The 25,772-nt window shown below is 74.4% G+C and carries 24 protein-coding genes; 10 read left to right on the top strand and 14 right to left on the bottom strand.

Annotated elements, in window-relative coordinates; all coding sequences use genetic code 11:
- Positions 1–156: 156 nt before the first annotated feature.
- The 14 genes from OG823_RS32145 to OG823_RS32080 form a co-directional block, all read right to left on the bottom strand.
- The gene (locus OG823_RS32145; protein WP_371483752.1) at positions 157–1,863 is read right to left on the bottom strand and encodes an ABC transporter substrate-binding protein; all 1,707 of its coding nucleotides are present in this window, start codon (positions 1,861–1,863) and stop codon (positions 157–159) included.
- A 104-nt stretch (positions 1,864–1,967) separates the two neighbouring features.
- Positions 1,968–2,738: an SDR family NAD(P)-dependent oxidoreductase gene (locus OG823_RS32140; RefSeq protein WP_371483751.1), complete on the bottom strand. Its 771-nt coding sequence runs from the start codon at positions 2,736–2,738 to the stop codon at positions 1,968–1,970.
- Positions 2,739–2,862: 124 nt separating this feature from the next.
- Complete coding sequence (locus OG823_RS32135; RefSeq protein ID WP_371483750.1) at positions 2,863–3,909, bottom strand: transketolase; 1,047 nt, start codon at positions 3,907–3,909, stop codon at positions 2,863–2,865.
- Positions 3,906–4,736, bottom strand: coding sequence for a 1-deoxy-D-xylulose-5-phosphate synthase N-terminal domain-containing protein (locus OG823_RS32130; RefSeq protein WP_371483749.1), 831 nt, complete (start codon positions 4,734–4,736; stop codon positions 3,906–3,908). The genes OG823_RS32135 and OG823_RS32130 overlap by 4 nt, the downstream gene beginning before the upstream one ends.
- Positions 4,733–6,610 (bottom strand): M20/M25/M40 family metallo-hydrolase, encoded by a 1,878-nt coding sequence (locus tag OG823_RS32125; protein WP_371483748.1) that lies wholly within the window; start codon positions 6,608–6,610, stop codon positions 4,733–4,735. Before OG823_RS32125 ends, OG823_RS32130 begins: the two co-directional genes overlap by 4 nt.
- Positions 6,607–7,659 carry an N-acetyl-gamma-glutamyl-phosphate reductase gene (gene argC / locus OG823_RS32120; protein ID WP_371483747.1) on the bottom strand — a complete coding sequence of 351 codons (1,053 nt, stop codon included), beginning with the start codon at positions 7,657–7,659 and terminating at the stop codon, positions 6,607–6,609. The genes OG823_RS32125 and argC overlap by 4 nt, the downstream gene beginning before the upstream one ends.
- Positions 7,652–8,971 carry an aminotransferase class I/II-fold pyridoxal phosphate-dependent enzyme gene (locus OG823_RS32115; protein ID WP_371483746.1) on the bottom strand — a complete coding sequence of 440 codons (1,320 nt, stop codon included), beginning with the start codon at positions 8,969–8,971 and terminating at the stop codon, positions 7,652–7,654. The genes argC and OG823_RS32115 overlap by 8 nt, the downstream gene beginning before the upstream one ends.
- Positions 8,968–9,609: a degT/DnrJ/EryC1/StrS aminotransferase gene (locus OG823_RS32110; RefSeq protein WP_371483744.1), complete on the bottom strand. Its 642-nt coding sequence runs from the start codon at positions 9,607–9,609 to the stop codon at positions 8,968–8,970. The genes OG823_RS32115 and OG823_RS32110 overlap by 4 nt, the downstream gene beginning before the upstream one ends.
- 60 nt (positions 9,610–9,669) lie before the next feature.
- On the bottom strand, positions 9,670–10,533 hold the full coding sequence (locus tag OG823_RS32105) for a RimK family alpha-L-glutamate ligase (RefSeq protein ID WP_371483743.1): 864 nt from the start codon (positions 10,531–10,533) through the stop codon (positions 9,670–9,672).
- Entirely contained in the window at positions 10,530–10,712 is a 183-nt protein-coding gene (locus OG823_RS32100; protein ID WP_371483741.1) for a lysine biosynthesis protein LysW, read from the bottom strand. Before OG823_RS32100 ends, OG823_RS32105 begins: the two co-directional genes overlap by 4 nt.
- A 59-nt stretch (positions 10,713–10,771) precedes the next feature.
- Positions 10,772–12,109, bottom strand: coding sequence for an acetyl-CoA carboxylase biotin carboxylase subunit family protein (locus tag OG823_RS32095; RefSeq protein ID WP_371483739.1), 1,338 nt, complete (start codon positions 12,107–12,109; stop codon positions 10,772–10,774).
- 85 nt (positions 12,110–12,194) lie between these two features.
- Entirely contained in the window at positions 12,195–13,523 is a 1,329-nt protein-coding gene (locus tag OG823_RS32090) for an MFS transporter (protein ID WP_371483737.1), read from the bottom strand.
- A gap of 80 nt (positions 13,524–13,603) precedes the next feature.
- Entirely contained in the window at positions 13,604–14,794 is a 1,191-nt protein-coding gene (locus tag OG823_RS32085) for a GNAT family N-acetyltransferase (RefSeq protein ID WP_371483735.1), read from the bottom strand.
- Positions 14,795–14,940: 146 nt separating this feature from the next.
- On the bottom strand, positions 14,941–15,945 hold the full coding sequence (locus OG823_RS32080) for an aspartyl/asparaginyl beta-hydroxylase domain-containing protein (RefSeq protein ID WP_371483733.1): 1,005 nt from the start codon (positions 15,943–15,945) through the stop codon (positions 14,941–14,943).
- A 676-nt stretch (positions 15,946–16,621) separates the two neighbouring features.
- Here OG823_RS32080 and OG823_RS32075 point away from each other — a divergent pair.
- From OG823_RS32075 to OG823_RS32030, 10 genes are all read left to right on the top strand, one after another.
- Positions 16,622–17,776 (top strand): LuxR C-terminal-related transcriptional regulator, encoded by a 1,155-nt coding sequence (locus OG823_RS32075; RefSeq protein ID WP_371483732.1) that lies wholly within the window; start codon positions 16,622–16,624, stop codon positions 17,774–17,776.
- Between the two features lie 282 nt (positions 17,777–18,058).
- Complete coding sequence (locus OG823_RS32070) at positions 18,059–18,181, top strand: hypothetical protein (protein WP_371483731.1); 123 nt, start codon at positions 18,059–18,061, stop codon at positions 18,179–18,181.
- A gap of 151 nt (positions 18,182–18,332) precedes the next feature.
- On the top strand, positions 18,333–18,833 hold the full coding sequence (locus OG823_RS32065; protein WP_371483729.1) for an ATP-binding protein: 501 nt from the start codon (positions 18,333–18,335) through the stop codon (positions 18,831–18,833).
- Positions 18,834–19,015: 182 nt separating this feature from the next.
- Positions 19,016–19,861, top strand: coding sequence for an STAS domain-containing protein (locus tag OG823_RS32060; protein WP_371483727.1), 846 nt, complete (start codon positions 19,016–19,018; stop codon positions 19,859–19,861).
- The gene (locus tag OG823_RS32055) at positions 19,858–20,235 is read left to right on the top strand and encodes an STAS domain-containing protein (RefSeq protein ID WP_371483726.1); all 378 of its coding nucleotides are present in this window, start codon (positions 19,858–19,860) and stop codon (positions 20,233–20,235) included. The genes OG823_RS32060 and OG823_RS32055 overlap by 4 nt, the downstream gene beginning before the upstream one ends.
- On the top strand, positions 20,232–20,657 hold the full coding sequence (locus OG823_RS32050; RefSeq protein WP_371483725.1) for an anti-sigma regulatory factor: 426 nt from the start codon (positions 20,232–20,234) through the stop codon (positions 20,655–20,657). The genes OG823_RS32055 and OG823_RS32050 overlap by 4 nt, the downstream gene beginning before the upstream one ends.
- A complete protein-coding gene (locus tag OG823_RS32045; RefSeq protein WP_371483724.1) occupies positions 20,645–21,814 on the top strand; it encodes an ATP-binding protein in 1,170 nt (389 codons plus the stop codon). The genes OG823_RS32050 and OG823_RS32045 overlap by 13 nt, the downstream gene beginning before the upstream one ends.
- A complete protein-coding gene (locus OG823_RS32040; protein WP_371483723.1) occupies positions 21,811–23,622 on the top strand; it encodes an ATP-binding protein in 1,812 nt (603 codons plus the stop codon). Before OG823_RS32045 ends, OG823_RS32040 begins: the two co-directional genes overlap by 4 nt.
- Positions 23,619–25,289: a SpoIIE family protein phosphatase gene (locus OG823_RS32035; RefSeq protein WP_371483722.1), complete on the top strand. Its 1,671-nt coding sequence runs from the start codon at positions 23,619–23,621 to the stop codon at positions 25,287–25,289. The genes OG823_RS32040 and OG823_RS32035 overlap by 4 nt, the downstream gene beginning before the upstream one ends.
- Before the next feature lie 72 nt (positions 25,290–25,361).
- Positions 25,362–25,757: an STAS domain-containing protein gene (locus tag OG823_RS32030; RefSeq protein ID WP_371483721.1), complete on the top strand. Its 396-nt coding sequence runs from the start codon at positions 25,362–25,364 to the stop codon at positions 25,755–25,757.
- The last annotated feature ends 15 nt before the right edge of the window (positions 25,758–25,772 follow it).

Raw genomic sequence — 25,772 nt, 5'->3', positions numbered from 1 at the left:
CCGGCGTGCCGGAGCGGCGGTGGCGGCGGGCGGCGGCTGGTGCCGCCGGGCGGCGGCGCAGGGCGGAGCCGGGTAGGTGCCGCCCTGCGTCTTCGGTATGCGGGGCCCCGGGGTGTCCGGGGTGCCGGGGTGTCCGGGGTGCCGGGGTGTCCGGGGTCAGCCGGTGCTGCGCGGCAGCACGTGCACCCGGGTCAGGTTCGGGAAGGAGTAGAGCGCGCTGATGAACAGTCCGCCGACCTGCGGTCCGACGAGCGAGAACTGCCGCTTGTAGAACACCGGGATGAGCGGCGCGTGTTCGGTCATGATCTCCTCGTCCAGCTCCGCGTACCCGGCCGCGGCCGAGGCCCGGTCGGGTTCCTTGGCCAGTGCGGCCAGGCGCCGGCTGATGTCCGGCACGTCGAAGTACGAGAGGTTCATGTTGCCCGTCTCGGTGAGGCGGTCGCCCCGGAACAGCACGTCCATCACCCCGGCCGGGTCCGGGAAGTCCGGCCCCCAGACCCCCCAGACCAGGTCGGCGTCGGTGTCGCGGCGCCCGACCGTGCTGTAGTAGGCGGCCCGGTCCACCGGGACCAGCTCGATCTCGAAGCCGGCCCGCTCCAGGCCGGCCTTGACCACCGGTGCGAGCCGGCGCAGCGGGGCGATGTCCTGGAAGGCGTACCGCAGTTTGGGCACGGTCTTGCCCGCCAGCAGCTGCTCGGCCTTCGCCGGGTCACCGTTCGGGCCGGCCGGGTAGGCGTCGTAGCGGCGGTGGCCGGGCAGCAGCGGGGCCAGGATGGTGGTCGCGGGCTCGGCGGCGGCCGAGCCGCCGGCCGCCTCGATGTAGGCCTCGCGGTCGAAGGCGTAGATCAGCGCCCGGCGCACGTCCGGGTCGGTCACCCGGCTGGTGTTGATGTAGATGTACTGGGCGTAGGCGGTCGGGCCGTCCAGCACCCGCCGCAGCTTCTCGGGATCGAGCTGGACGGCGAGGATCTCCTCGGGGGCCACGTCGGTGGTGGCGACGGCGGTGGCGTCGGCGTCGGAGACCTCGGCCAGGCGGCGGGTCTGGGCGGTCCGGTCGACGCCGAACTGCCAGCGGATCTCGTCGACGTAGCTCCGGCGGATCGGGTCGGAGGCCGGCTGCCAGTGCGGGTTGCGCTCCAGCACGAAGTACTCGCCCGGGCGGTCGTCCTTCAGCCGGTAGGGGCCGGTGGAGAGCCAGGAGGTGTTGTAGCCGGCGCCGGTGTCCCGGTCGGGGGGCACCGGGGTGGTGGTGGTCGTCGCGGCGAAGAACGGGAAGTCGGGGTGCGGCTCGGCGAGCCGGAAGACGATGGTCCGCTCGTCCGGGGTGCTCACCCCGGGGGCGGGCAGCCCGTCCTGCCGCGGCCCTCGGTAGGTCCGCTCGGGGTCGAGGGCCCGCTGGATGAACTGCGGACCGTAGGTGCCGAGTTCGGAGAAGGACCGGGCGACCGCGTAGGCCACGTCGGCCGAGGTGATCGGGGTGCCGTCCTCGAAGGCCAGACCTTCGCGCAGGGTGTACGTCCAGGTCAGGCCGCGGTCGGTGGTCCGGCCGGCGTTGGTGGCCAGGTCTCCGACGAGGGTGAGCACGTCGCCGTCCGGATCCTCCTGGTAGCCGGTGAGGGTGCGGTGGAAGAAGGCGGTGGCCACCGCGAGGGTGGTCCCGATGTAGGTCTGGGCCGGGTCCATGTGCTCCGGCGGGGCGTCCGCGAGGAGCGTGATGGTGCCGCCCTGCCGGGCGCCGGGCACCTCGGAGGCCGGGCCGGTGGCGACGCCCTGGTGGTCGATCACGAGCCGCTGGGCCACCTGCGGGGCCACCGCCTGCGGGGCCGCTTCGAGCCGGTCCCGGGAGTCGCGCTGGATGGTCATGGTCGATCAGTCCTTCGGGTGCGGGCCGGCGCGCCGCCGGCGGGGGCGGGATGCGTACGCGGGACGGGACGGGACGGGATGCGTACGCCGTACGGGGACGGGCGTCAGTACAGGCCGCGCGAGGCGCCGCCGTCGACCGGGAGCACGGTCCCGGTGACGAAGCCGCTGCGGGTGCCGGCCAGGAAGGCGGCCGCCGCCCCGAGCTCCCGCGGTTCGGCGAGCCTGCCCACCGGGATGTCGGCGGTCAGGCCGGGAATGCCGCCCTCCAGGCCTTCGGCCCAGTGCTCCAGTTCGGGCGTGCGGGTCATCCCGGGCGCCAGCACGTTCACCGTGATGCCGTCCCGGCTCAGCTCGTGGACCAGCGACTTCGCGTAGCCCAGCAGCCCGGGCCGCACGGTGTTGGACAGCGCCATCCCGTCGATCGGCTGCTTGGCGGAGAGCGAGGTGATGAACAGCACCCGGCCCCAGCCCTTGCGGCGCATGTGCGGTACCGCGGCCGACACCAGCGACACCGCGGAGAGCAGGTTCAGCTCCAGTGCGTCCCGGTAGGCCTGCACCGGGTGCGCGGTGGCGTGGCCGGGGCCGGGGCCGCCCGCGTTGGTGACGACGATGTCGACGCCGCCGTGCCGGGCGGCGGCCTGCTCGACCCAGTCGGCCACCGCCTGCTCGTCCCGGACGTCGAGCGAGTGGCCGCTGATCCCGCCACCGGTGGCGGCCTTCTCCAGCGACTCCACCGCCCTGGCCAGCCGCTCGGTCGAGCGCCCGGCCACCGAGACCGTGGCGCCCTCCTCGGCGAGCGCCGTGGCGACCGCGAGGCCGAGCCCGCTGGTGCCCGCGGCCACCAGGGCGACCTTGCCGTTCAGTCCGAGATCCATCTGTTCGTTCCACCAATCCTTGTGATCATCAGGTGAGTTCGGGTCCGAGGCATGGGCGCCGGACCCGCACCGCGGGCTCCGGCGCGCGCACCGCCGGCCCGGGGGCCGCGGTGCGCGCGCCGGTTCAGTGCCGGGCCGCGCGGTCGGCCGCGTCGAGGACGGCGGCCAGGTCGAGCCCCAGTTCGGCGAGGACGTGCTCGTGGTCGCCGCCGCCGGAGGGCCAGGTCGATCCTGCGTTCGCGCCGATGACGGTGCACCGCGGCATCAGCAGGGCCAGACCGGCCGCGACACCGCCGACCGGGCGGTGCTCCTCGACCACCAGGAAGCGGGAGTGCCGCTCGGCCAACTCCGCCGCCGCCGTGGCCAGGTGCTCCTGGTCCAGGTAGCAGAGGTGGGCGTGGGCCAGCTCCGGACGCATCGCCCGGGCCGCCAGGCACAGCTCGGTACCGACCTCACCGACCGACACCAGGCAGACCTCGGCCTCGGCGCCGGCCGCGCCGCCGAGGGCGTCCCAGCGGACCACCGGCACCGCCGCGTCCGCCGCCGGGTGCAGCCCCACCGGCGTGGCGTTGCGGCCGGTCCGGATGTAGTGCGGCCGCCCCGAGGCGGCGGCGGAGCGGATCACGGCCCGCATCTCGGCCTCCCCGTAGGGGGCGGCGATGGTCACGCCGGGGATGCTCCCGACCACCGCCAGGTCCTCCAGGCAGTGGTGCGTGGTGCCGAACCACGCGCCGGACACTCCCGCGTACGGCGCCACCACGCTCACCCCGGCGCCGAGGTAGCCGAGGCCGAGTTTGAGGCTCTCGGCCGCCCGGAGGGCCGCGAAGGGGGCGAAGGTGCTGACGAACGGGCGGTAGCCGGCCATCGCGAGGCCGGCCGCCATGTCGATCATGGCGCCCTCGGCGATGCCCAGGTTGAAGAACCGGTCGGGGTGCTCCTCGGCGAACGGGTGGCTGCGGCCACCGAGATCGGCCTCCAGGCACAGGATGCGCGGGTCGGTCCGGGCGAGCCGGGTCAGTTCGGCGCGGTAGGCGTCCCGGCCGGCCAGCACGGCGGCCTCCGGCACGGCGGCAGCCGCTTCGGCGGCAGCCGCTTCGAGGGAGGCCGGCTCGGCGGAGGCCGCGGGCTCCGGGTGCTCCGCCCTGTCGGCGGGCAGTCGGGTGAGGGTCACTTCACGAACCGCTTCCACTTGGCCGCCTTCGCGGCATCGATCGACACGTAGTGGGAGCCCGCCTTGCCCTCCACGGCCCGCACGCCCTTGCCCTTGACGGTGTGGGCGACCACCGCCAGCGGTGGCCCGTCCGGATCGCGCCGCGCGCGGAACACCGCGTGCAGTTCCGAGGGGTTGTGCCCGTCCACCTCGGTGGCCTCGAAGCCGAACGCCGTGAACCGCTCGACCAGGTTCGGCAACGGGGAGATGTCCGCGACCAGGCCGTCGTTCTGCCCGCCGTTGCGGTCCACCACCACCGTGAGAGCGCCGAGCCGCCGGGCGGCCGCCACCTGGCAGGCCTCCCAGACCAGCCCCTCCTGGAGTTCGCCGTCACCGAGCACCGCCACCGTGAGCCCGGGTGTGCCGGAGAGCCGCTGGGCCAGCGCCCAGCCGGCCGCGTAGGGCAGGCCGTGACCCAGGCTGCCGGTCGGGAAGAGCACGCCCGGCAGTACGTGGTTCGGGTGGCCGGTGAAATGGTGCCCGGGTTCGGCGTACAGCGGCGCCGGGTTCTCCGGCAGCACGCCGCTGACGTGCAGCGCCGCGTAGAGCGCCGCCGCGGCGTGCCCCTTGCTGAGCACCACCCGGGTGGCCTCGTCCTGCCCGGCCCGGTGCAGGGCCGCGATCAGGATGTCCGTCACCGAGAGGCTGCCGCCGAGGTGGCAGCCTCTCGGACCGGCCGCCATGTCGATGATCAACCGGCGGGCGGCCAGGGCCCGTTCGGTGAGCTCGGCGACCACTCGGTCGGTGTCCTCGGTGGCCGGCGCCGGGCCGGTCGACAGCACGCTCATGCCCGCTCCTCCTGCCCGGCCCGGTCGGCGCCGCCGGCCGGGGGCGCCCCGAACCAGCCCGCCACGGCCGCCGCCAGCACCTCGCGGGCGGTCCGGTACTCCTGCGCGTCGAGCTGCTCCCGGTCGGTGTGGTCCAGCGCGGCGTCGCCGGCGCCGTAGGCGACCATGGGGACGCCCTGCCAGGTGGTGGCCAGGGTGTTCATGTCCGAGGTGCCCTTCTTGACCAGGAAGCGGGGGCGGATGCCCGCCCGGGCGAACGCCCGGCCGAACGCCCGCACCGGTGGGCTGGTCCGACCGCCGGCGACGCCTGGCGTGGCGCGCAGCTCGGTCACCTCCACGCCGTCGCCGGCCTGCTCCCGGGCCGCCTCGCGCATCGCCGCGAGGTCCGCGTCGGGCGGCACCCGGAAGTTGAGCACCCCCGTCGCGCGCTGCACCCCCCGCGCCGCGGCGGAGTCGACGGTGATCACCGCGTCCAGCGCGCCGGGCGCGACCTTCAGCACGGCGCCGCGGGTGCGCTCCAGTGCCCGCAGCAGGGCGTCCGGGGCGGACAGCGCGTCGTAGCCGGCGGAGTGCCCGCTGCTCACCGTCGCGGTGATCCGCAGCTTGTAGAGACCGAAGTAGCCGAGGGTCAGGGCGCCGGCCCCACTCGGTTCGCCGACCACCACCGCGTCGGCCGGGTAGTGGTCACGGACGTGGAAGGCGCCCTTGGAGGAGGAGATCTCCTCCTCGACGGCGCCGACCACACGCAGTTGCCCGTCCTCGGGGACGTCCGCGTCGGCCAGCACCTCCAGGAAGGCGACCAGGGCCGGCTTCGCGTCCACGCTTCCCCGGCCGTGCAGGGTCTCGCCGTCCCAGCGGACCGGCCAGTGGAACGGGACGGTGTCAAGGTGCCCGAGCAGCAGCAGGCGGCGGGGGCCGTCGCCGCGGACCGCCACCAGGTTGCCCGCCTCGTCGATGCGGGCACTGACGCCCCGCTCGGCGCACCACTGGAGGAGCAGGTCGGCCAGTTCGCGCTCGTCCCCGGAGACGGAGGGGATCTGCACGGCGCGGCCGAGGAGTTCGAGGTCCGGGGCGGGGGCGGGGGCGCGCCAGAAGCGGGTCCAGCCGTCCGGGCGGCCCAGGGTGTGCGGCCCGGTGATCGCCACGTCGGCGCTGCCGGCCAGGGCGAGTTCGGCGGCCCTGACCTTCTGGCGCATCCGTCCGCCGGCGTACCGGGCGGCCTCGCCCGGATGGGTGTGCCGCAGCGTGGAGTGCGGATCGGCCGGGTCGGTGAGCAGCCCGGCGGTGCCGGTGACCAGCCGCAGGTGGTCGGCGCCGGTCGCGGTGGCCAGTTCGGCGGCCAGCACGTCGGCGTCCACGTTCAGTGCGCTGCCGCCGTCGAGGTCGAGCACCGGCGGGCTGACGCAGACCACGTCGTAGGCGTCCAGCAGGACGGCCAGCCGCTCGGCGTCGACCTCGGCCACCACACCCGCGCGGTGGTCGCGCACCACCCGCGCGCGGCCCTGCGAGACGGCTTTCAGCGGCCGGTTGGCGCGGCCCGACACCAGGCCGGTCCGGGCCGCCGCCCCGGTGAACACTCGCAGGCCGAGGGCGCCGAGCCCGGCCTCCACCAGCGGCAGGGTGACCTGCTCGTAGGCGGCGATCAGATGCGGGATCTCGGCCGGAGGCACGTGCCGTACGCGGTCGCCGTTGGCGAGGTCGAGCCAGGGGATCGGGCGCCCGACGGCGGCGTAGTGCCGTTCGATGCCCGCCGCGCCGCCCGCCACCAGCAGGACCCGGGCGCCCCGCCGGGACAGTGCCGCGACCTCCTCGAAGATCCCCGGGTGCTCCAGCGTGGCGCTGCCGAGCTTGACGACGTACAGCGGCCGGGTCACGGCGCCACCGCCGTGAACGGCAGGCCGGTGGCCTCGGGCAGCCCGTGCAGCCGGTTGAGGGTCTGGACGGCCTGGCCGGCCGCGCCCTTGAGCAGGTTGTCCAGCGCGGCCACGGTGACGCAGCGGCCGTCGCGTACGGAGACCGCCACCTCGGCGACGTTCGAGCCGACCACGGATTTCAGCATCGGGTGGTCCTGGGGGGACTTCGGCGAGGGGCGCAGCCGGACGAACGGCGTCCGGGCGTACGACTTGGCGTACGCCCGTCGGACGTCCAGCGCGCCGACGCCCGGTCGCAGCCGGCTGTAGGCGCTGACCACGATGCCGCGCGCGGTGTCCAGGCTGTAGGTGGAGAACTGCAGGTCGGGCGCGGCGCCGGCGTAGTCGTTCAGGGCCTGGACGATCTCCGGGGCGTGCCGGTGGCCGTGCAGCCGGTGGACGCGGAAGTTGCCGGTGCGGTCGGCCGGGTGCTCGGTGGAGCCCCGGCCGGAGCCGCTGGAGCCGGTCTTGGCGTCGACCACGACATCGGGCTCCACCAGCCCGTGGGCGAGCAGCGGGTGCAGGGCGTAGAGCGTGGCGGCGGCCATGCAGCCCGGCAGGTTGACGAACCGGTTCTCCGGCACGTCCGCGAACTCCGGTACGTGGTAGGCGAAGGGCTCGGGCCAGTCGGCGGAGGCCGGGTAGTGGGCGGCGGCCTGCTCGGGGTCGCGCAGCCGGAAGTCCCCGGCCAGGTTGAGCACCCGCTTGGCCCGTTCGGCCACCAGTGCCATCCGGGCCGGCAGTCGGCCGCCGGGCAGGCAGCCGAAGGCGACGTCGACCTCGGTGAGTTCGTCGAGCGGGCGCAGTTTGAGCTGCGCCGCGGCCGGGTGGTTGCGCAGCCACGGCAGCACCGCGCCCACGGAGCGGCCGGCGCTCTGCTCGGAGGAGAGGAAGGCGATCTCGGTGTGCGGGTGGTCGAGGAGCAGCCGGATCAGCTCGGCGCCGGTGTACCCGGTCGCGCCGAGGACCGCGACGGTGATCGGACGCCCGGCGGGGGCGTTGTGCTCAGCCAAGGCGGGCCGCCCGCTCGTGGGGGCGCGGGTACTCCCGCTCGGTGGCCAGCTTGCGGATCGCGTCCGGGCGGCGGGCGACCTTGGTGAACGCGTCCGCGTAGCGCAGTGCCCGCTCGTACTCGACCGGGGAGCGCAGCTCCCGGCAGAGCACCAGGGTGCTCTCCAGCATGGCGAGGACGGCGGGGAAGTCCTCGGGGCGGTGGTCGCGGACGGCTCCCGGGTTCAGCGTGAACGGGTAGCCGCCGCCGAAGCCGGTCCGCCGGCGGAACGGCAGGTGGCAGGGGATCGGGGTGTTCTGCCACTCCCGGGCCGGCACGCCCTCGGCGACGAGCAGCCGGTGCACGGCCTCCTTGACGGCGTGCACGGGCAGGTCCTCCAGGCCGACGGCCTCCGGGACGAGGGTGATCCGGTACATGTTGTACGCGTGGGTGCTGCCCTCGGGCACGTACGGCGGGTGGAACAGGCCGGTCTGCGCGAGGGACTGCGCCAGCAGGGCGGCGTTGCGGGCCCGGACGGCGTCGTAGTAGGGCAGCCGGCGCAGCTGGCTGCTGCCGAAGGCGGCCGCGATCCAGGACATGCCGTAGTCGATGCCGTGGCGCTCCAGGTAGTCCATCGCCCGCTGGTGGGCCTCGTCGGTGGCGAAGAAGGCGATCCCGCCCTCGCCGCCGAGCGGGAAGTTCTTGTCGGCCATCAGGCTCTGCCCGGCGGCGTCGCCGAGCGATCCGGCCACCGCGCCGCCGAGGGTGGCGGAGTGGGCGTGCGAGGCGTCCTCGACCAGGGCCAGGCCGTGCCGGTCGGTGAGGGCGCGCAGGGCCGGCACGTCGGCCGGCAGGCCGTGCACGTGGACGGGCATGACGGCCCGGGTGCGTTCGGTGACGGCCGCCTCGGCGGCCGCGGGGTCGAGGCAGTAGGTGAGCGGGTCGATGTCGGCGAAGACCGGGACCGCCCCCGCGGCGACCACGGCCTGGGCGGTGGCGATGAAGGTGAAGGCGGGGACGATCACCTCGTCGCCGGGCCGCACGCCCGCGCCGACCAGGGCGAGGTGCAGGCTGGAGGTGCCGCTGGCGGTCGGCAGCGCCCGGTGGGCGCCGACGTAGGAGCGGTAGGCCTCGGCGAAGTCGTCGACGACCTTCTCGGGCCTGCTGCGCTGGGCGAGCAGCATGGCGAAGACGTCTTCCTTGGTGATGACCGGGAAGACCGTGCGGCGCTGGTCCTTGGGGATGATCGGCTCGCCGCCGAGGTCCGCCAGCTGGGCGTCGAGTTCCTCGGGGCGGGGCAGCGGCAGGGGTGCCGCGGGAAAGTCGGTGATCACGTGGACGCTCCTGACGGGGCCGGCGCGCCGGCCTGGACGAGGGCCATCCGCACGCAGGCGGCGACCAGCGGGCTCAGCCGGTAGTTGAACTGGACGCCCGGGACGAGGTCGGCGTCGGCCTCCTCCTGGGTCCACATGGTGCGCAGGTCGTACGCGCCGAAGATCTTCAGGCGTTCGGCGCGGGCCCGGACCGACGGGTCGTCGGTCAGCACGGCGGCGGCCGGGCCGAAGCCGAGCCCGGTGAGGTCGACCACCAGGGCCGGGGCCGCGGCGTCGCCGTGTGCGCGCGCCAGCTCGCCGAGCCGGTCGGCGTTCCGTGCGTCCAACGCGATCCGGTCGAAGGCCGGCGGGCGGCCGGCCTCGTCCCGCGCGGTGACGCCCAGCCAGGCGACGAACGCGGCGGTGCGCGGGTCGAGGCCCGGCAGGTCGGCGGTGTCGCCGTGGCCGATCCCGAGGCCGGCCAGCGCGGCGTGCACGGCCGCGCTGGCGCTGTTCACCAGGACGGCCTGGGCGCGGCCGGTGGCCCTGGTCAACTGCCTTTCCAGTCCGGGTAGTTCCCGGTCACTCTTCTCGATGCTCATCACGGTCCCCGAGGTCATGACCCGGGTCAGCACGACCGCCGTGTCGAACAGTTCCATCGAACCCTCTTCGTGGGTGGTGCGCGGGCAGGGGGTGGTGCGCGGCAGTGGAGGCCCGGGTCAGCCGAGCAGGCTCCCGGCGAGGTAGGTGGCCAGCCGGCCGGCCACGTCGACGCCGTGCCGGGCCGAGGAGCGGGCGAACTCGGGGTTGGCGTTGACCTCCAGGACGGCGGTCGTACCGGTGGCGCGGTCCTCGATCAGGTCGATGCCGTAGAAGCCCTCGCCGAGCAGGTCGACGGCGGCGAGGCAGAGTTTGGCCATCTCGTCGGTGATCTCGGCCCGTTCGACCTCGGCGCCGAGGTGGGTGTTGGTCCGCCAGTCCTGCGAGATCCGCCGGATGGCGACCACCGGCTCGCGGCCGACCACCACCACCCGCAGGTCGTGGCCGGGCTTGTCCACGTACTCCTGGACCAGGACGGGGAACAGCTTGCCGGCCGCGTCCACCGACTCGCGGGCGCCGATCCAGACCTCCAGGGCCTCCTCGTCCGACAGTCGCACCACGCCGCGGCCCCAGGAGCCGCTGACCGGTTTCACCACGGCGGGCCGGCCGACCGCCTCGACGGCCGTACGGACCTGGTCGTGGGTGAAGGCGTGCAGCGAGCGCGGATGGGCGATCCCGTGCCGGGCGAACAGCAGGGCCTGCAGGCCCTTGTCGTTGCAGACCTCGATCGCCGCCGCCCGGTTGAAGGTCGGCACACCGGCCTGTTCCAGCCGTCGCGCGGTGCCGATCGCCTCCCGGTGCGAGAGGTTCCTGAGCACCACCAGCCGCGGCGGCTCGACCCGGCCCGACAGCACGTCGGCGAGGTCGGGCGGCAGCGCGGTGCGCACGGCCAGCCCCCGGACGCGCAGGGCGTCCAGGAGCAGCCGTTCCTCCGGGCGGAGCATGGTGAGCGAGAGGAGGACGTCGTCGGGCCGCGGGCTCATTCGCCCCAGTCCTCCTCGACCTCGGGCGCGAGCTCGACCCGGGTGGCGGCCGCGGACTTCTCGACGACCTCGTGCTCCTGGCCGCAGGAGCCGCACTCCACGATCTCCCCGACCTCCCACTCCTGCTGGATCTCCAGCGCGCTGTCGCAAACCAGGCAGTCGGTGGCAGTTGCGGACATGGTCCTCTCCGGTTGTTCGTAGGGGTGGTGCCGGACGGTGAACAGGGCCGTACGCACTCTCAGCCGGCGGGCGCCGGGTCGACGAGGACGCGCACCCGGTCGGCGAAGGTCTTGGTGGCCCGGTCGATGGAGTCGTCGAGCGGGCTGTCGACGATCAGGGAGGCGGAGCGGTGGCCCGAGTCCACCAGGGGGCCGAGCAGATCCCCGGCGCGGCGGCCTACCAGCACCCCGCGCAGGGCGGCCGGGGCGTCCGGGCCGAGCGGCGCGAGCAGCGGCCAGCGGTCGTCCCGGACGATCCAGGAGACCTCGGCGCCCTCGGCGGTGACGTCCCGCAGCCGGCCGTGCGGGTGGTCGACGAAGGTCTGGCGGGCCCGGCGCCGGGGCTCGGGGTAGCGGGTCGGGACCCCGAGGGCGAGGTCGATCATGACCGGTTCCACTCCCTCGCCGGTCGCCAGCTCCCACAGGAAGGTGATGGCGTCCCCCGGCAGCCGGGCGGCCACCTCCATCAGCACCACGCCGTCCTCGGTCAACCGGTACTCGGCGTGGGTGATCCCGTCCCGGAGCCCGACCAGGCGCAGCACCTCCCGGTTGGCCTCGACCAGCGCCGTGCGCGAGGGCTCGTCCAGGACGGCCGGGGAGGTGTGCTCGACCTCGGTGAAGAACGTCCCGCCGGATTCGTTGCTCTCCTTGCCGGTGACCCCGGACCAGAGCACCTCGCCGCCCTGGACCAGTGCCTCGACCGAGTACTCCGGCCCCGCCACCCGGCTCTCCACCAGGGCGATCTCGTGGTCCGCCAGCGCGCCGAGGGCGGCGGTCAGTTCCGCCTGGGTGTGCACCAGCCGGACACCGGAGCTGTAGAAGCGGCCGGCCGGCTTGACCACCGCGGGCAGCTGCTCCGCCGGCAGCGTGAAGTCCGCCCGCCGGTCGGCGGGGACGGTCTGCCAGGCCGGTGCGTAGGCCGGCGCGGCGGTGCGCTGGAGCAGCTTGTTGCGACAGGTGAGCGCGGCCGCCGAACCGGTGCCGGGCAGCCCGAGGACGTCGGCGAGGACGCCCACGGGTTCGACGAAGACCTCCCCCACCGAGATCAGGCCGCGCACCCGGTAGCGGCGCAGCAGCGGCTGGACGGCGGGGGCCACGGTGGCCACCTGCGCGTCGGCCACCTGGACGACGTCGGCGAGTCCGGAGAGCGCGTGCTCCGGGTCGGCCCGCAGCTCGGCGAGCCGCGCCAGGTCGGTGTCCCGGCTCACCACCGCGAGCGGGGCCAGGCCCCGGCGGCGGGCCTCGGTGATCAGCCGGCCCTGGCGGGCGAGCACCACGAGGTCGCCCATCAGGAGCAGGGCTTCGGGCCGGTCGTCCGGGGAGTCGGGTGCGGAGGGGGCGAGGGGCGCGGACGGCATGGCGGGTCCTCGTTTCAGGGGTGGGATCGGGGGTGTGGGTCGGTCCTCGGACCGGTCGGCGGCGGGCCGCCGGGCCGGCTGCTGCTCATCTGCTGTCCGCGCCCACGACCCGGTCGGCCGGCTCGGCGGGGGCGGCCGCCGGATCCTCGTGCCGGCCGCCCGCCCCGTCGGACCCGGAGCGCACCAGGCTGACCGTGAAGACCAGCCATCCGGCGACCAGGCCGGCGGTGGCGAGCAGCAGCGCGGGCTGCAGCCCCAGCCATTTGCCGGCCGCGCCGCCGAGTGCGGCGCCGATGCCAATGGTGCCGAAGGCCACGAAGCGGTTGGTGGCGGAGGCCGGTGCCAGCAGACCGTCGGGTGTGGTGCGCTGGCGGGCGGTGAGGCTGAAGATGTTGAAGACGGTGAGCCCGAGGCCGTACACCACGAAGGCCACGGTGCAGACGGCCGCCGTGACCACCTCGGGGCCGGAGACCAGCGGGATGACGATCGGTCCGACCGAGGCCAGGCCCATCCCGACGATCAGCGTCCGGGCGGCGCCGAGGCGGCGGCCGAGCGGGGCCGCGGCGAACGACCCGAGCACGGATCCGGCGCCGCCCAGGGTCATCGTCAGCCCCAGCAGCCAGGGGGAGAAGTGCAGTTCGCGGACGGTGTAGACCAGGTAGAGGGTGAGCACGGCCTGCTCGAAGAGGTTGAACCAGGCGGCCTGCAGGGTGAGCCGGCGCAGCAGCGGCACCCGCCAGGAGAACCGCAGGCCCTCCCCGATCAGCCGGAAGGTCCCGCGTCGCGCGGCGCCGGCGCTCGCCACCGCCGGGACACTGCGCTGACGTATCGTCAGGAATGCTGCCACGGCGGCCAGGTAGGCCGCCACTCCGAGGGTCAGCGAGGTCGCGCCGCCCAGTGTGCCGAGCAGGATGCCGCCGACACCGGGGGCCGCGACCGTCGCCAGGGCGTAGGTGGTCTCCAACCTGCTGTTGGCGACCACGAGTTGTTCGCCCCGGACGAGCACCGGCGCGTAGGCGAGGGCGCACACGTCGCCGAAGCAGGTGACCGCGCCGATCGCGAAGACCACCGTGTACAACAGGTCGATGTTCAGCCCGTCCAGGGCCATCGCGAGCGGTACCAGGGCGAGCAGCAGGGCGTTGACCGCGTTGGCCGTGATCAGCGTCGGCCGGTGCGGACGGCCGCTCAGCCAGGCCCCCGCGAACAGCGTGAAGATCAGCAGGGGTACGAACTGCGCCGCGTTCAGCAGCCCGACCTCGGACGGACCGGCGTCCAGCGCCACCACGGCCACCAGCGGGATGAGCAGCGTGATGCTCTTGCCGGCCAGGTTTCCGACCGCCTGGCCCAGCCAGAACCGGGCGAAGTCCGGGGTGATGGCCAGTGCCGCGCTGCGGCTTCTGAGGTCGGTAGGCATGGCAGTCCCATCGGGTGGCGTCGGGAGGGTCGGGCGGAGCCGGGGCCGGGCTCGGTCGGGCGGCCCGGGGCGGGTGCCGGTCAGCAGAACGGGGCGAACGCCTCGGTGGCCACGGCCTTGGCCACCGCGCCGGACGACCCGGTGAGGCGGCGGAGCTCCTCGGCGTTGTGCGCGCGGACGGTGTCCGCGTGCGCGGCCGAGGTGCTGTCCTCGGCGAGGTCCAGCAGCCACAGCGGCCGCAGCTCCGCGCCCCGCAGCGCCTTGGCGTCGGCGGCCTCGATGCCGGCGTGCACCCAGCGGCAGCCGGCCTCCCCGGCGGCCCGGATCGGCGCGTAGTAGACCGTGTTGAAGTACTCGCAGGCGTCCTGGAGTCGGCCGTAGTCGAAGCCCGCCGCGCGCAGGTAGAGGGTGTCCCCCCAGACGTAGTAGAGGCAGAAGCCGACCGGGGGTTGTCCCGGCAGGCCGCAGAACGCGACCTGCGCGGCGTCGCCCATGGCCTCGGCCTGGCGCCGGAAGGACTCGGCGAGCACCACCGGGTCCGAGGCGTGGCCGTATCGGGCCTGGGTGCCGACGAGCAGCTCCGCCGCCTCGGTGTAGCAGGAGCCGAGCGGGGCGACGGTGACCCGGTAGCCGGCCTCCTCGAACCGCTTGACGTCCCGGCGGACCATGTCCACCCGCCGTTTGGACGGCAGCCCCTCCAGCCACTGCTGCCAACCGCCCTGCGGGATCGGTATCCAGGCGTCCGCCGCGAGCAGCAGCGGGGGGCCCGCGGCCCCGGCGGCCCGCAGTGCCAGCACGTCCGGGGTGGTGAGGAAGAGGCCGAAGGCGGGCACCGGCCGGTCGGCGGGCGTGGACGGCAGCAGCTGCGAGCCGGCGAGCTCCAGGCGCAGCTTCTGCAGCGCGTCCAGGATCGCCGCGGCCGCCTGCTCCCGCCCTACGCCCGCCGAGGCCAGCAGATGGGTCTGGTAGCCGCGGCGCTGACCGAGCAGCAGGCCGGCCTCGCCCGGGGCGGGCAGGCCCAGCGCGGAGAGGTGCGCCTGCCACTGGTAGAAGGAGTTGGGTTCGTGCTCGACCGCGGTGACCGGCGCCGCCGCCGTACCGCCGCCGCCCACCGGTACGTGCAGCCCGCCCGTGACGGTGCTCCCGCCGATGTCGCTCGCGCAGAAGCGCAGCCAGTCGTGGGAGGAGTAGAGCCGGTTCTCGGCGAGCGTGTTCCAGGAGGTGGAACTCAGGCCGCCGAGCACGTCCGCGAAGGGCGAGGTCTGGGTCATCCGAGTGGGGTTTCCTGTCTCTGAGGGCTGCCGCTGCCACGGAAGGGGTACCGGCGCTCGGGGCGGCCGGGGCCCCGTCGGGGCCGGGGCCGGTCCGGCCGTTCGCCGCGCGGGCGGCGGGACGGCCGGGGCAGCCCCGGCCCGGCCTAGGAGCCTGCCGGGTCGCGCCGGGCGGCGAGTTCCAGCTGCTGGACCCGGCTGCCGACCCGGGTGCGCAGGACGACCCGCGGGCCCTCGCCGTCCGGGACGACCTGGAGGGTGCGCTCCTCCGTCCAACCGGCGAACCGGAACTCGCCGTCGCCGAGATGCACCAGCCGGAACTCGGGGCGGCCGTCCAGGGTGAGCACCAGGTGCTCCCCCTCGCGTGCGACGGCGGCCGCGAGCTGCTTCTGCGGCTGGAGGAACTCGCCCTCGGTCTCCTCCCAGTTGGTGAAGGACTCGGGCAGCTCGAAGCTCGCCAGGTAGGCGTCGGCGGCCTCGGCGGCCAGCGGCTGCCGGGGGCGGCTGAAGACGATGTCGGCGGGGTCGACCGCGTCCCGCACCTCGGCCGGCAGGAGGTCGAAGAGCTCCCGGGTCGGCAGGGTGTCGATCACCAGGTGCACCCGGGTCTCGGTGCCGGTGTTCTCCACCCGGTGGACCTGGCTGAAGTCGCCGAACCAGAAGGTACCCGGCTGCCACTGCTGCAGCTCGTCCGCGATGTACATCCTGGCCTCGGCGTGGGTCAGGATCGGGACGTGCACCCGGGCGGTGCCCCAGGCGACGCCGTACTTGTTGTCGAAGTGCGAGGCCGAGGCGGCGCCGGGACCGAGCGCCATCAGCCGCGCGCTGCGGATCTCGGCGGGGATGGTGGCCAGCACCTCGGCCAGGTACGGCGCCTTCTCCAGCCATGCGGTCGGCTCGAAGTCGACCAGCGCGGGGCCGCCCGGGTCGGTCCGGTCCAGGTCGCCGCCGGGGCTGCGCAGCGGCAGCACCCGCCAGTCGATGGGCGCCTCGTCGATCACGCCCTCCGCCCCGTAGGTGCGCTGCAGACTCCAGGCCTGGCGGCGGAGTTCGGTGACGTCGGCGACCAGCCGCTCGACGTCGAAATCGATGGCCAGCCGTGCCGCCGGGGGCAGTCCGGGCACCACATGCGGTTGCGTCGCCTCGGTCATCTCGTGATCTCCTCCTCGGGCCGGGCCCGTTGGACGTGCCCTGCTCTGCCTGTGCGCGGCCGCGGGTGCGCCACGGGTGGTGCGGGCCGCGGGTGCGCCGCGGCCCGCCGGCCGCGGATGCGCTGCGCCGGTGCGGACTTCGGGTGGTGCCGGATGCGGTGGTGCGCTCTGCTGCGGGTTGCGCCACGCGGGGTGCCGGGCGCGGGATGCTGCGGGGGGTGCGGGACGCGCGGTCAGCCCCAGCCCGGGTCGCCGGGAAGGAGACCGAGGATGCTGAGAGTGCCCGCCGCGAGGGCGAGTGCCGCCGAGACCCGCAGCAGGAGATGACGCGTGTAACGCATGTCTGGCCTCGCTTTCGCCGGTCGGAAGGTGCTGGCGGTGTCAGCTTGCGCGAGGGGAGCGGTGGTTCGGGAGAGTCGCAAGGTCTCAGGAAGTTGCACTGCAACTTGGTGAGGACATGAAGTCGGATGCTCGCTGACAATCGACGACCCTCGCGACATACCCGACAATCGTCATCATCGTCACGAAGACCATGAACGCTGTGTAAAGGCTGGCCGGGGACTGACGCGGACCGGGACATCTGTCAGATACTTGCCAACGGGTCCGCGTATGGGTAGGACTCACACCAACCGTCACGAGTCGATACCGACGTCGCCCCCCACGTAAGGCTGACACCGTGATCCTGCCGAATGCCGGACTCCACCAGCTCCTGCCTTCACTCGATGCCAAAAGCGTCGACATCTACAAATACGCGCTGGAGACGGACGTCCTCACCCTGGACTCCGTCGCCGTCGCCACCGGAACCGACCCGCTGCAGGCGCGGCAGGCCGTCTCCGCACTGCTGGCCATGCGCCTGCTGAAACCGTGTCGCGGCGGCTGGCGCGCGGTGCACCCCGTGACCGCGCTCACCACGTTGCTGGCACCGGTCGAGATGGCCATCCGCCAGCGGGAGTTGGACGTGGAGCGGGTACGCGAGGAGATCGGCGCCCTGCTGCCGCTGTACGAAGAACGCGGCGCCGAGCCGGAGTTGCCCTGCACCGCGATCGAGATCCTCAACGACCTGGATTCGGTGCGCTCGGCCCTCGACACGGCCGGCGCGCAGTGCCGCGAGGAGACCCTGACCGCCCAGCCGGGCGGCGGGCGCCGGCCCGAGATGCTCGCCGACGCCACCCCCCGTGCGCTGGCCATGCTCCAACGCGGGCTGCGCCTGCGGACGATCTACCAGCACACCGCCGTCTTCAGCGGGCCGACCAGGGACTACGTCAACGAGGTCACCCGCAAGGGCGCCGAGGTACGGATCTTCGGCGAGGACTTCACCCGCCTGATCGTCTTCGACCGCCAGGTGGCCTTCGTCGGCGACCGGACCAGGCCGAACCGGGCCCTGGTGATCCGCGAACCCACGCTGGTCGGCCTGCTCGCCGACGACTTCGAGCGGCTCTGGCGCTGGAGCAACCCGTTCCTGGACGTCCCGCAGCGCGCCACCCGCGGGGCGGCGCCGGGCATGAGCAGCGCCAAGCGCACCGTCCTGCGTCTGATGGCCGACGGCCTCAAGGACGAGGTGATCGCGCGCTGCCTCGGCATGTCCGTGCGTACCTGCCGCAAGCACATCGCCGAGATCATGCAGGAGTTGGACGCAACCAGCCGCTTCCAGGCCGGCGTCCGCGCCGTGCAGCGGGGCCTGATCGACAGCGGCCCGCTGAACGTGACCCCGGACGGATACCTGCTGGCCGACTCCGACCCGGGGACGGGCGCCGGTACGGAAGGCGACTTCGAGGAGGACGGGACGGACGGCGACGAGGCGTCCGTCCGGTACGACAGCATCCTGGCCTGACGACGACGGCCGCCGCCGCTGCCCGCCGCCCTACCGGCCGGGCGGCGGCGGTCGCCGTGACGGAGCACCGCCGGACCGAACCGCCGCCGGAGCACCGGCGTACCGGTCCGCGCCGGACCGAACCGCGCCGTATCGGTCCGCCGCCGTGCCGCCGCGTCCGAAAGCCGCCCCGAAAGCGCGGCATGGCTGTGCGCGGTCGGGGCAGACGCGGTTGCGTCGGGGTGAGGTTCGGACCCCGCCTCCGATGGGCGGACGAGGTGGACAGTGGAGATCATGGCGGTCATGGCGCTGACAGTGATCGTTTTCTCGGCCGGGCTCGGGATGGCGCTGGCCGCCGTCAACGTGCTCGGACTGTTCTCCCGCCGCTCGGGCCGACGCCCGCAGGGGCAGGGTCGGACGGCCTGATCCCGACGCGTTCGTGCCCGGCGGCCCCCCGGTGGCGGCCGGCCCGGCACGGGTACCTCCGCCCGGCGCCGGAGCGAGACCCTGCGGCGGGCGCGGCGGGCGGATCAGGCGCGTCCCGGCAGCGGTGACGCCCGGCGGAGAGGCGACGGCCATGGAGCAGCACAATCCCTCGATTCGCGCCATGGGCTGGGCGCGCAGCCTGCCGGTGTCCAGCGGGGTGCGGGCCGGCCGGCGCTGGGCCCGGGAACACCTGGCGGAGCTCGGCTGGACGGCCCAGGCTCCGGACACCGCGGACTCGGTGGTCCTCACCGTCTCCGAGCTGATCACCAACGCCCACATCCACGCGCGCAGCGACGCCGTGCTGGTCCTCACCTGGGACGGTGAGTGCCTCCACGTCAGCGTCCACGACTCCTCGACCCAGCTGCCCCGGCGCGGCGACGCCGGAGCGGGGGCCACCTCGGGGCGCGGGCTGGCCATCGTCGCCGCGCTCGCGGACGACTGGCAGGCCCGGCCCGAGCCGCTCGGGAAGACCATCACCGCGAGCTTCCACCCGGTCGTGGCACAGGCCCCCGCCCACCCGGAGGCCACCGCCCCCGGCCTCGGCACCTTGGGTCCGCCCGGGGCGGATCCGCCCGGTCCGGAGCCGGAGTGAGCGACCGCCGAACGCGGCCCGGTCCGTGAGACCGGTCACCCGGTGCTCGGGCCCGCCCGCCTGCGCGGCGGCCAGGCCGCCCCGGGCCGCCGACCGTCCCGCGATCGGGTCGGGGGCTCCCGGGGACATGGCATACGCTGCCCAGTGTCCGGATTTGCAACAGGATTGAGGGGAGCACCCTGGTGGCGGAGCAAGAGATGTCGGCACGGCTGGTGGAGTTGCTGACGCAGCAGGGGGAGTCGCTCGGCAAGAGCTGGGTCGAGGCGGTCTCGCACACGTTGCGCGGCCGGATCAGCCTGGCCGAGCTGGACCGCGAGCTGCAGGAGCTGTACACCGCCCTGGTGGAGGGCCTGCGCCGTGGCGGTCTCGACTGGCGCGGCGACGAGTTCGCCGAGGTCCGCGCGCTGCTCACCGAGCTGTCGCGCAACCGCGCCCGGCAGGGCTTCACCTCGACCGAGACCGCGACCAGCGTCTTCGCGTGCAAGGACATCCTCGCGCCGAGCACGGTGACCTCGGCGGACGACATCGCGGCCTACTTCCAGCTGTCCCGGCTGATGGACGCCCTCGGCCTGTTCACGGTCGAGGTGTACGCCAAGACGCGTGAGGAGATCATCAGCGCCCAGTCCGAGCAGCTGATGGAGCTCTCCACCCCGGTGGTCAAGCTCTGGGACGGGGTGGTGGCCGTCCCGCTGGTCGGCACCCTGGACTCCGCGCGGACCCAGGTGGTGATGGAGAAGCTGCTCCAGACGCTGGTGGACACCGGCTCCGACCAGGCCATCATCGACATCACCGGGGTTCCGGCCGTCGACACCGAGGTCGCGCAGCACCTGCTCAAGACCGTGGTGGCGGCCCGGCTGATGGGCGCCGAGTGCACCATCTCGGGGATCCGGCCGCAGATCGCCCAGACGATCGTCGCGCTGGGCATCCAGTTCGGGGACATCGTGACCAAGGCGACCCTGGCGGACGCCCTCAAGCACGCGCTGGGCCGTGGCGGCCTTGACCAGGCCGGTCTCGGCGGCCGACTGTGAGCGAACGCGTACCAGTCCTGAAGATCGGCGACGTCCTGCTGGTCTCGATCCAGGTGGATCTGGAGGACCAGATCGTGCTGGACCTGCAGGACGACCTGGCCGCCCGGATCGTCGCCACCGGCGCCCGTGGTGTGGTCATCGACATCACCGCGGTGGAGATCGTCGACTCCTTCGTCGGCCGGATGCTCGCCACCACCGCCGCGATCTCCCGGATGCTGGACGCGGAGACGGTCGTGGTCGGCATGCGGCCGGCCGTCGCCATCACCCTCGTCGAGCTCGGCCTCTCTCTCGGCGGCGTGCGCACCGCGCTCAGCCTGGAGAAGGGCCTGGAGATCCTGGGCCGGTCGGACGGCCGACGTTCGGCGCGGCCGTGACCGGGGCCGCACCGGTCCCCGAGGGCGATCAGGAGACCGTGCCGGTCGCCTCGAACGACGACGTGGTCAGGGCCCGTCAGCTGGTGCGGGCCCTGGCCCAGCGCTGCAAGCTCTCGCTCGTCGACCAGACGAAGCTGGTCACGGCCGCGAGCGAGCTGGCCCGCAACACGCTCGTGTACGGCGGCGGCGGCGAGATGCGCACCGGGCTCGTGCGCCGTGACGGCCGGCTCGGTGTGCGGGCCGTGTTCGTCGACCAGGGGCCGGGCATAGCGGATCTGGATCTGGCCCTGACCGACGGGTGGACCTCCGGCAGCGGGCTCGGCCTCGGGCTGAGCGGGGCCCGCCGGCTCGTGGACGAGTTCTCCCTCGACACCGAGGTCGGGCAGGGCACCCTGGTGTCGGTGACCAAATGGGCCCGATGAGCCCCACGCTCCTGGAGTCCGAGGACGTCGCGTGGTTCCGCGACGAGGAGGCCCTTCCCTCGGCGGCACGCGGCGCCGCCTCCGCGCTGGCACGACGGATCGGCCTGGACGACCGGCGGACCGCCGAGATCGCGCTCGCGGTGAGCGAGGCCGCGACCAATCTGCGGCGGCACGCGGTCGACGGCTCCCTCCTCCTGCGGGTGCTGCGGACCGAGACCGATGCGGGGCTCGAATTCATCACCGTCGACGCGGGCCCGGGCATGGCCGACGTGCCGCACGCGCTCACCGACGGCATGTCCTCGGCCGGCACGCTCGGCATCGGGCTGGGCGCCATCTCCCGGCTCGCCGACACCTTCGACGTGCACTCCCTGCCGGGGCGCGGCACGGTCCTCGCGGCGCGGTTCTGGAGCAGGGACGCCGCCCGGCGGGCCGCGACGGCGGGTGAGGCCGCGGTGGCGGGCGTCACCCGGGCGATCAGCGGCGAGGACGTGTGCGGTGACGCCTGGGCCGCCCGGGCGGCCGGGCCGCCACCGGCCGGGGCCGCCCGGGACGACGACCGGCGCCCGGCGGCGGCGCGTCCGGACTGGGCCACGCTGACCGGCGCCGTCCGGCCGAGCGCCCTGCCCCGGTCGGAGACGACCCCCGATCCGGACGCGCTGCTCCTCATGCTCTGCGACGGCCTGGGCCACGGCCCGCTGGCCGCCCGCGCCGCCCAGGCCGCGGTGGCCGCCTTCCGGGCCGGACGCTCCCAGCGGCCCGAGGCCGTGCTGAACGAGATCCACCTCGCGCTGCGCGGTGGCCGGGGCGGGGCGGTCGCCGTGGTGCGGATCGAGCCGACGGCACGCCGTGTGCTGTTCTGCGGGGTGGGGAACGTCAGCACCTTCGTCCTCGACCCGGCGACCGACGGCCGCCGCTCACTGGCCTCGGCGCCCGGCATCGTCGGCCACCATCTGCCGACGCTGCGCACGGTCGAACAGCCCCTCCCCCGGAACGGTGCGGTGATCATGCACTCCGACGGACTCACCGAACGCTGGCAGCCGAGCGCCCTGCCCGGCCTCCTCCAGCACCCCCCGGTCGTGGTGGCCGCCCAGCTGCTGCGCGAAGCCGCGGTGCGCCGCGACGACGCCGGCGTCGTGGTCGCGAAGGGGCCCTGGTGAGCCGCCCTGCCGGCACCGTGGCCGTCCACCTGCTGACGGTGGCCGTCGCCAGCGAGCAGGACACCTTCGTGCTCCGGCGGGTCGGGCGCTCCGTCGCCGAGGCCCTCGGCGTCGAGACGCAGGACCAGGTCCGGCTGGCCACCGCGCTGAGCGAGCTGGGCCGCGGCCTGCTCGGATCGACGGCGCTCACCGTGGAGTTCACCGTCAGTCCGGGCGAGAACCCGGCGCTGCTGGTGAACCTGCACTGGCAGGACGGGCCGGGCCCGAGCCCCGAGTCGCTCGACGCGGCGGCGCGCCTGGTCCAGGTCAGCCACGACCACCGGCCGTCCGCCGGACGGGTGCTGGTCGAGCAGCAGCTCCCGGTGCACGGCCCGACCGTGCCCGCCCTGATGGAGAGGGCACGCGAGGTGCTCAGTTCCCACTCGGGGTCGAGCGTCTCCGAGGACTCCCGCGCCCAGACCAGGGATCTGATCGCGGCACTGGAGGAGTCCCGCGCGCAGCGGGAGGAACTGCACCGGCTGAACCGGGAGCTGGAGGAGACCAACCGCGGGGTGATGGCCCTCTACTCCGAACTCTCCACGGAGCTGGAGGAGACCAACCGCGGCGTCGTCGCGCTCTACGCCGAACTGGACGAGAAGTCGGACCAGTTGCGGGAGGCCAGCGAGGCGAAGACCCGCTTCTGGGCCAACGTCAGCCACGAACTGCGCACGCCGGTGAACGCGGTGGTCGGCCTGGCCCGGCTGCTGCTGGACACCGACTCGGAGGGCCTCGACGCGGAGCAGCGCCGCCAGGTCGCCCTGATCTCGGCCTCGGGCAACACCCTGCTCGCGCTGGTGGACGAACTCCTGGACGTCGCCAAGGCGGAGTCCGGGCGCCTCGACCCGCACTGGGCGCCGGTCGATCTCCGGGCGATGCTCGGCGAGTTGCGCGGCATCCTGCGCGGCGTCGGCGCGAAGGAGGACGTCGAGCTGGCCATCGTCGATCCCGAGGACGCGCCGGCCCTGGTCAGCGACGAGGTGATGCTCATCCGGGTGTTGCGCAACCTGCTGTCCAACTCCCTCAAGTTCACCGAACGGGGCACGGTGGCCCTCGATCTGGCGGTGGAGGCGGGCGGCGCCGGCGAGGAGCTGGTGCTCACCGTCCGGGACACGGGTGTGGGCATCACCCAGGATCAGCAGGACCGGGTCTTCGAGGAGTTCTACCAGGTGCGCGGACCGCACCAGCGGGGCCACTCCGGGACGGGCCTGGGGCTGCCCTACGCGCGCCGGCTCACCGAACTGCTCGGCGGCACGCTCACCCTGACGAGCACTCCGGGGCAGGGCACCAGCGTCGCCGTCCGGCTGCCGCCGGCGCCGCCCGCGCCGGTCGAGGAGGCGGCGGAGCGGCTCGCCCGGGTGGCCGTCCTGGTCACCGTGGACGACGACGACGCCTTCCGCAGCAGTCTGCGCCCCGTTCTCGCGGAGCTGGCCGAGCGGGTCGTCGAGGTCGCCGAGGGCGGCCTGGCGGTGGGGGCGGTCCGCCGGGAGAACCCCGACGCGGTGCTGCTCGACCTGCACATGCCGGACGTCGACGGCTACCAGGTGCTGGCGGAGCTGGCGGCCGATCCCCGGCTGCGCGACATCCCCGTGATCGTCGTCACCTCGGCGACGACGGACGCGCTGGAGCACGAGCGGCTGGGGCACGCCCGCGCCGTCCTGGAGAAGTCCACGCTGTCCGCCCCGCGGCTGGCGGCGGTCTTCCACCGGGAGGCCGGGGCCCGGCCGGCCGCCGATCCACCGGCCCGGACCGGGGAGCGGGGCGAGGGATGAGCGCCAACCCGAACGAGGACGGCGCGGCCGCCACCGTACTGGTCCTCGACGACAACGAGACCAACCGCTACATCGTGGGCAGTTGGCTGCGGCGGGCGGGTCACACCGTGGTGGAGGCGGCCGACGGGACGCAGGGCCTGGCACTGCTGGCCGCGGCCGCCGACGACGAGCTGCCGGAGCTCGCCGTGGTGGACGTCCGCCTGCCGGACATGAGCGGTTTCGAGGTCTGCGAGCAGATCAAGGCCGATCCGCGCACCGCGTCGCTCCCGGTGATCCACGTCTCGGCGACCGCCATCGAGGTCGCCGACCGCACCCAGGGACTGCACCGCGGCGCGGACGCCTACCTGGCCGAGCCGATCGCCCCGGCCGAACTGCTGGCGACCGTCACCGCCGCACTGCGCTACGCCCGTGCGCGGCGGCGTGCCGAGCGGCTGGCGGCGCGCGTCGCCACCCTGAACCGGAGCACCCTGACCGTCTACGGGGTGACGGGCGGGGAGGCGTTCACCTCGGCCGCCGCCACCGGGGCGGCCGACCTGATGTCCTCCCCCGCGGTCGCCCTGGCACTGAGCCCGGACGGCGCCGCCGTCCACGTGGCGGTCGTCGCCCGGACGCCGGGGCCCTCCTCGGCGGCGGCCGGCGGCGCCGGTGCGCCCCGCCCCGTCCGCCTGGGCAGCGCCGGGGCCGGCCTGCTCGACCTGCTGGCGGACCACGCCCTCGGGGACGCCACCGGGACGGAGACCGCCCTCGTGTCGGGCGCCGAATGGCGGGCCCTGACCGGCCGGGAGGCGGGCGCGGCGGTCGACGTCTTCCCCGGCGGGGTCGCCCTGACCGTGGCCCGTACCAAGCAGGGCCGGCCGCCCGTCGTCCTCGCCGTGGACGCGGGCGCGCTCGCCGGGCCCGACGACGGCGGACTGCTCTCCCAGCTCGCCCAGGCCTGCGCGCTGGCCCTGGAGGCGATGCGCAGTCACAGCGAGGAGCACGCACTGGTCCTCACCCTGCAGCGGACCTTCCTGCCCGACCGGCTGCCCGAGGTGCCGGGCGTGGAGATGGCGGTCCGCTACGAACCGGCGGCGGACCACTCGGCGATCGGCGGGGACTTCTACGAGGCGATCGAGACCCCGGCCGGGCTGCTGCTGGCCGTCGGGGACGTCGCGGGCCACTCCCTGGCGGCGGCGGTGGTCATGGGCGAGGTGCGGCACGCCCTGCGCGCGTACGCCATCGAGGGACACGACCCGCAGACGCTCCTGTGCCGGCTGGACGCGCTGCTGGTCCGGCTGAGACCGTCCGTCACGGTCACCGTCTGCCTGGTGCTGGTGGAGCCCGGCGGGCGGCGGATCCAGGTCGCCAACGCGGGCCATCTGCCGCCGCTGCTGCGCCACCCGGACGGCTCCACCCGGTATCTGACGGAGCACGGCATCCTGCTGGGCCTGGATCATCCGCATCCGCCCGCCGTCGCGCACCCGGTCCCCGCCGGTTCCACCCTGCTGCTGCTGACCGACGGCCTGGTGGAGGTGCCCGGTGAGAATCTGGACCGGGGCCTGGCCGGGCTGAGCCGGGCGCTGTCCACCGGCCCCCAGGAGCTCGACGAGCTCTGCGACTTCCTGCTGAAGGAGTTCGGCACGGCACGGACGGACGACATCGCCCTGCTCGCGGCCAGACTGCGCTGACCGTCACGGCGGCCCCCGCTCGTCGGCGGGCCGCCACTCCCCCACCCTCACTCAGCAATCCCAGGAGATCCGGTGCCCGAGTACGCCTTGGTCCTCGTCGTAGAGACCCACGCCTCCGGGGCGAGTGTCGTGGTGCTGAACGGCGACCTCGACTTCCACACCGCCCCCCGGCTGCGCCGGACCGTGGAGACGCTGCCCCTGGAGGCCGGGACCCCGCTGATCCTCGACGCCTCCGGTCTGACGTTCTGCGACTCCATCGGGGTCACCGCCCTGATCTCCGCCTACCAGCGGGCGCAGGCGGCGGCGGCGCCGTTCGCCGTCACCGGCAGCAACAGGGATCTGAACCACGTCTTCGAGATCACCGGTGTCGACCGGCTGTTCGCCCTGCACCCGGACGTCGCCGCGGCCGCGGCCGCCCTGGGCGGCCCGCACCGCCCGGCGGACGGGAGCGGCGGCCACCCGGGTTGACGCCCCGCGTCCGCC

Origin of the sequence: Kitasatospora sp. NBC_00315 (genome assembly GCF_041435095.1) — a bacterium.
GTDB lineage: Bacteria > Actinomycetota > Actinomycetes > Streptomycetales > Streptomycetaceae > Kitasatospora.
The sequence above is the reverse complement of the archived record's forward strand: the minus strand, read 5'-3'. Positions and strand labels throughout refer to the sequence as shown.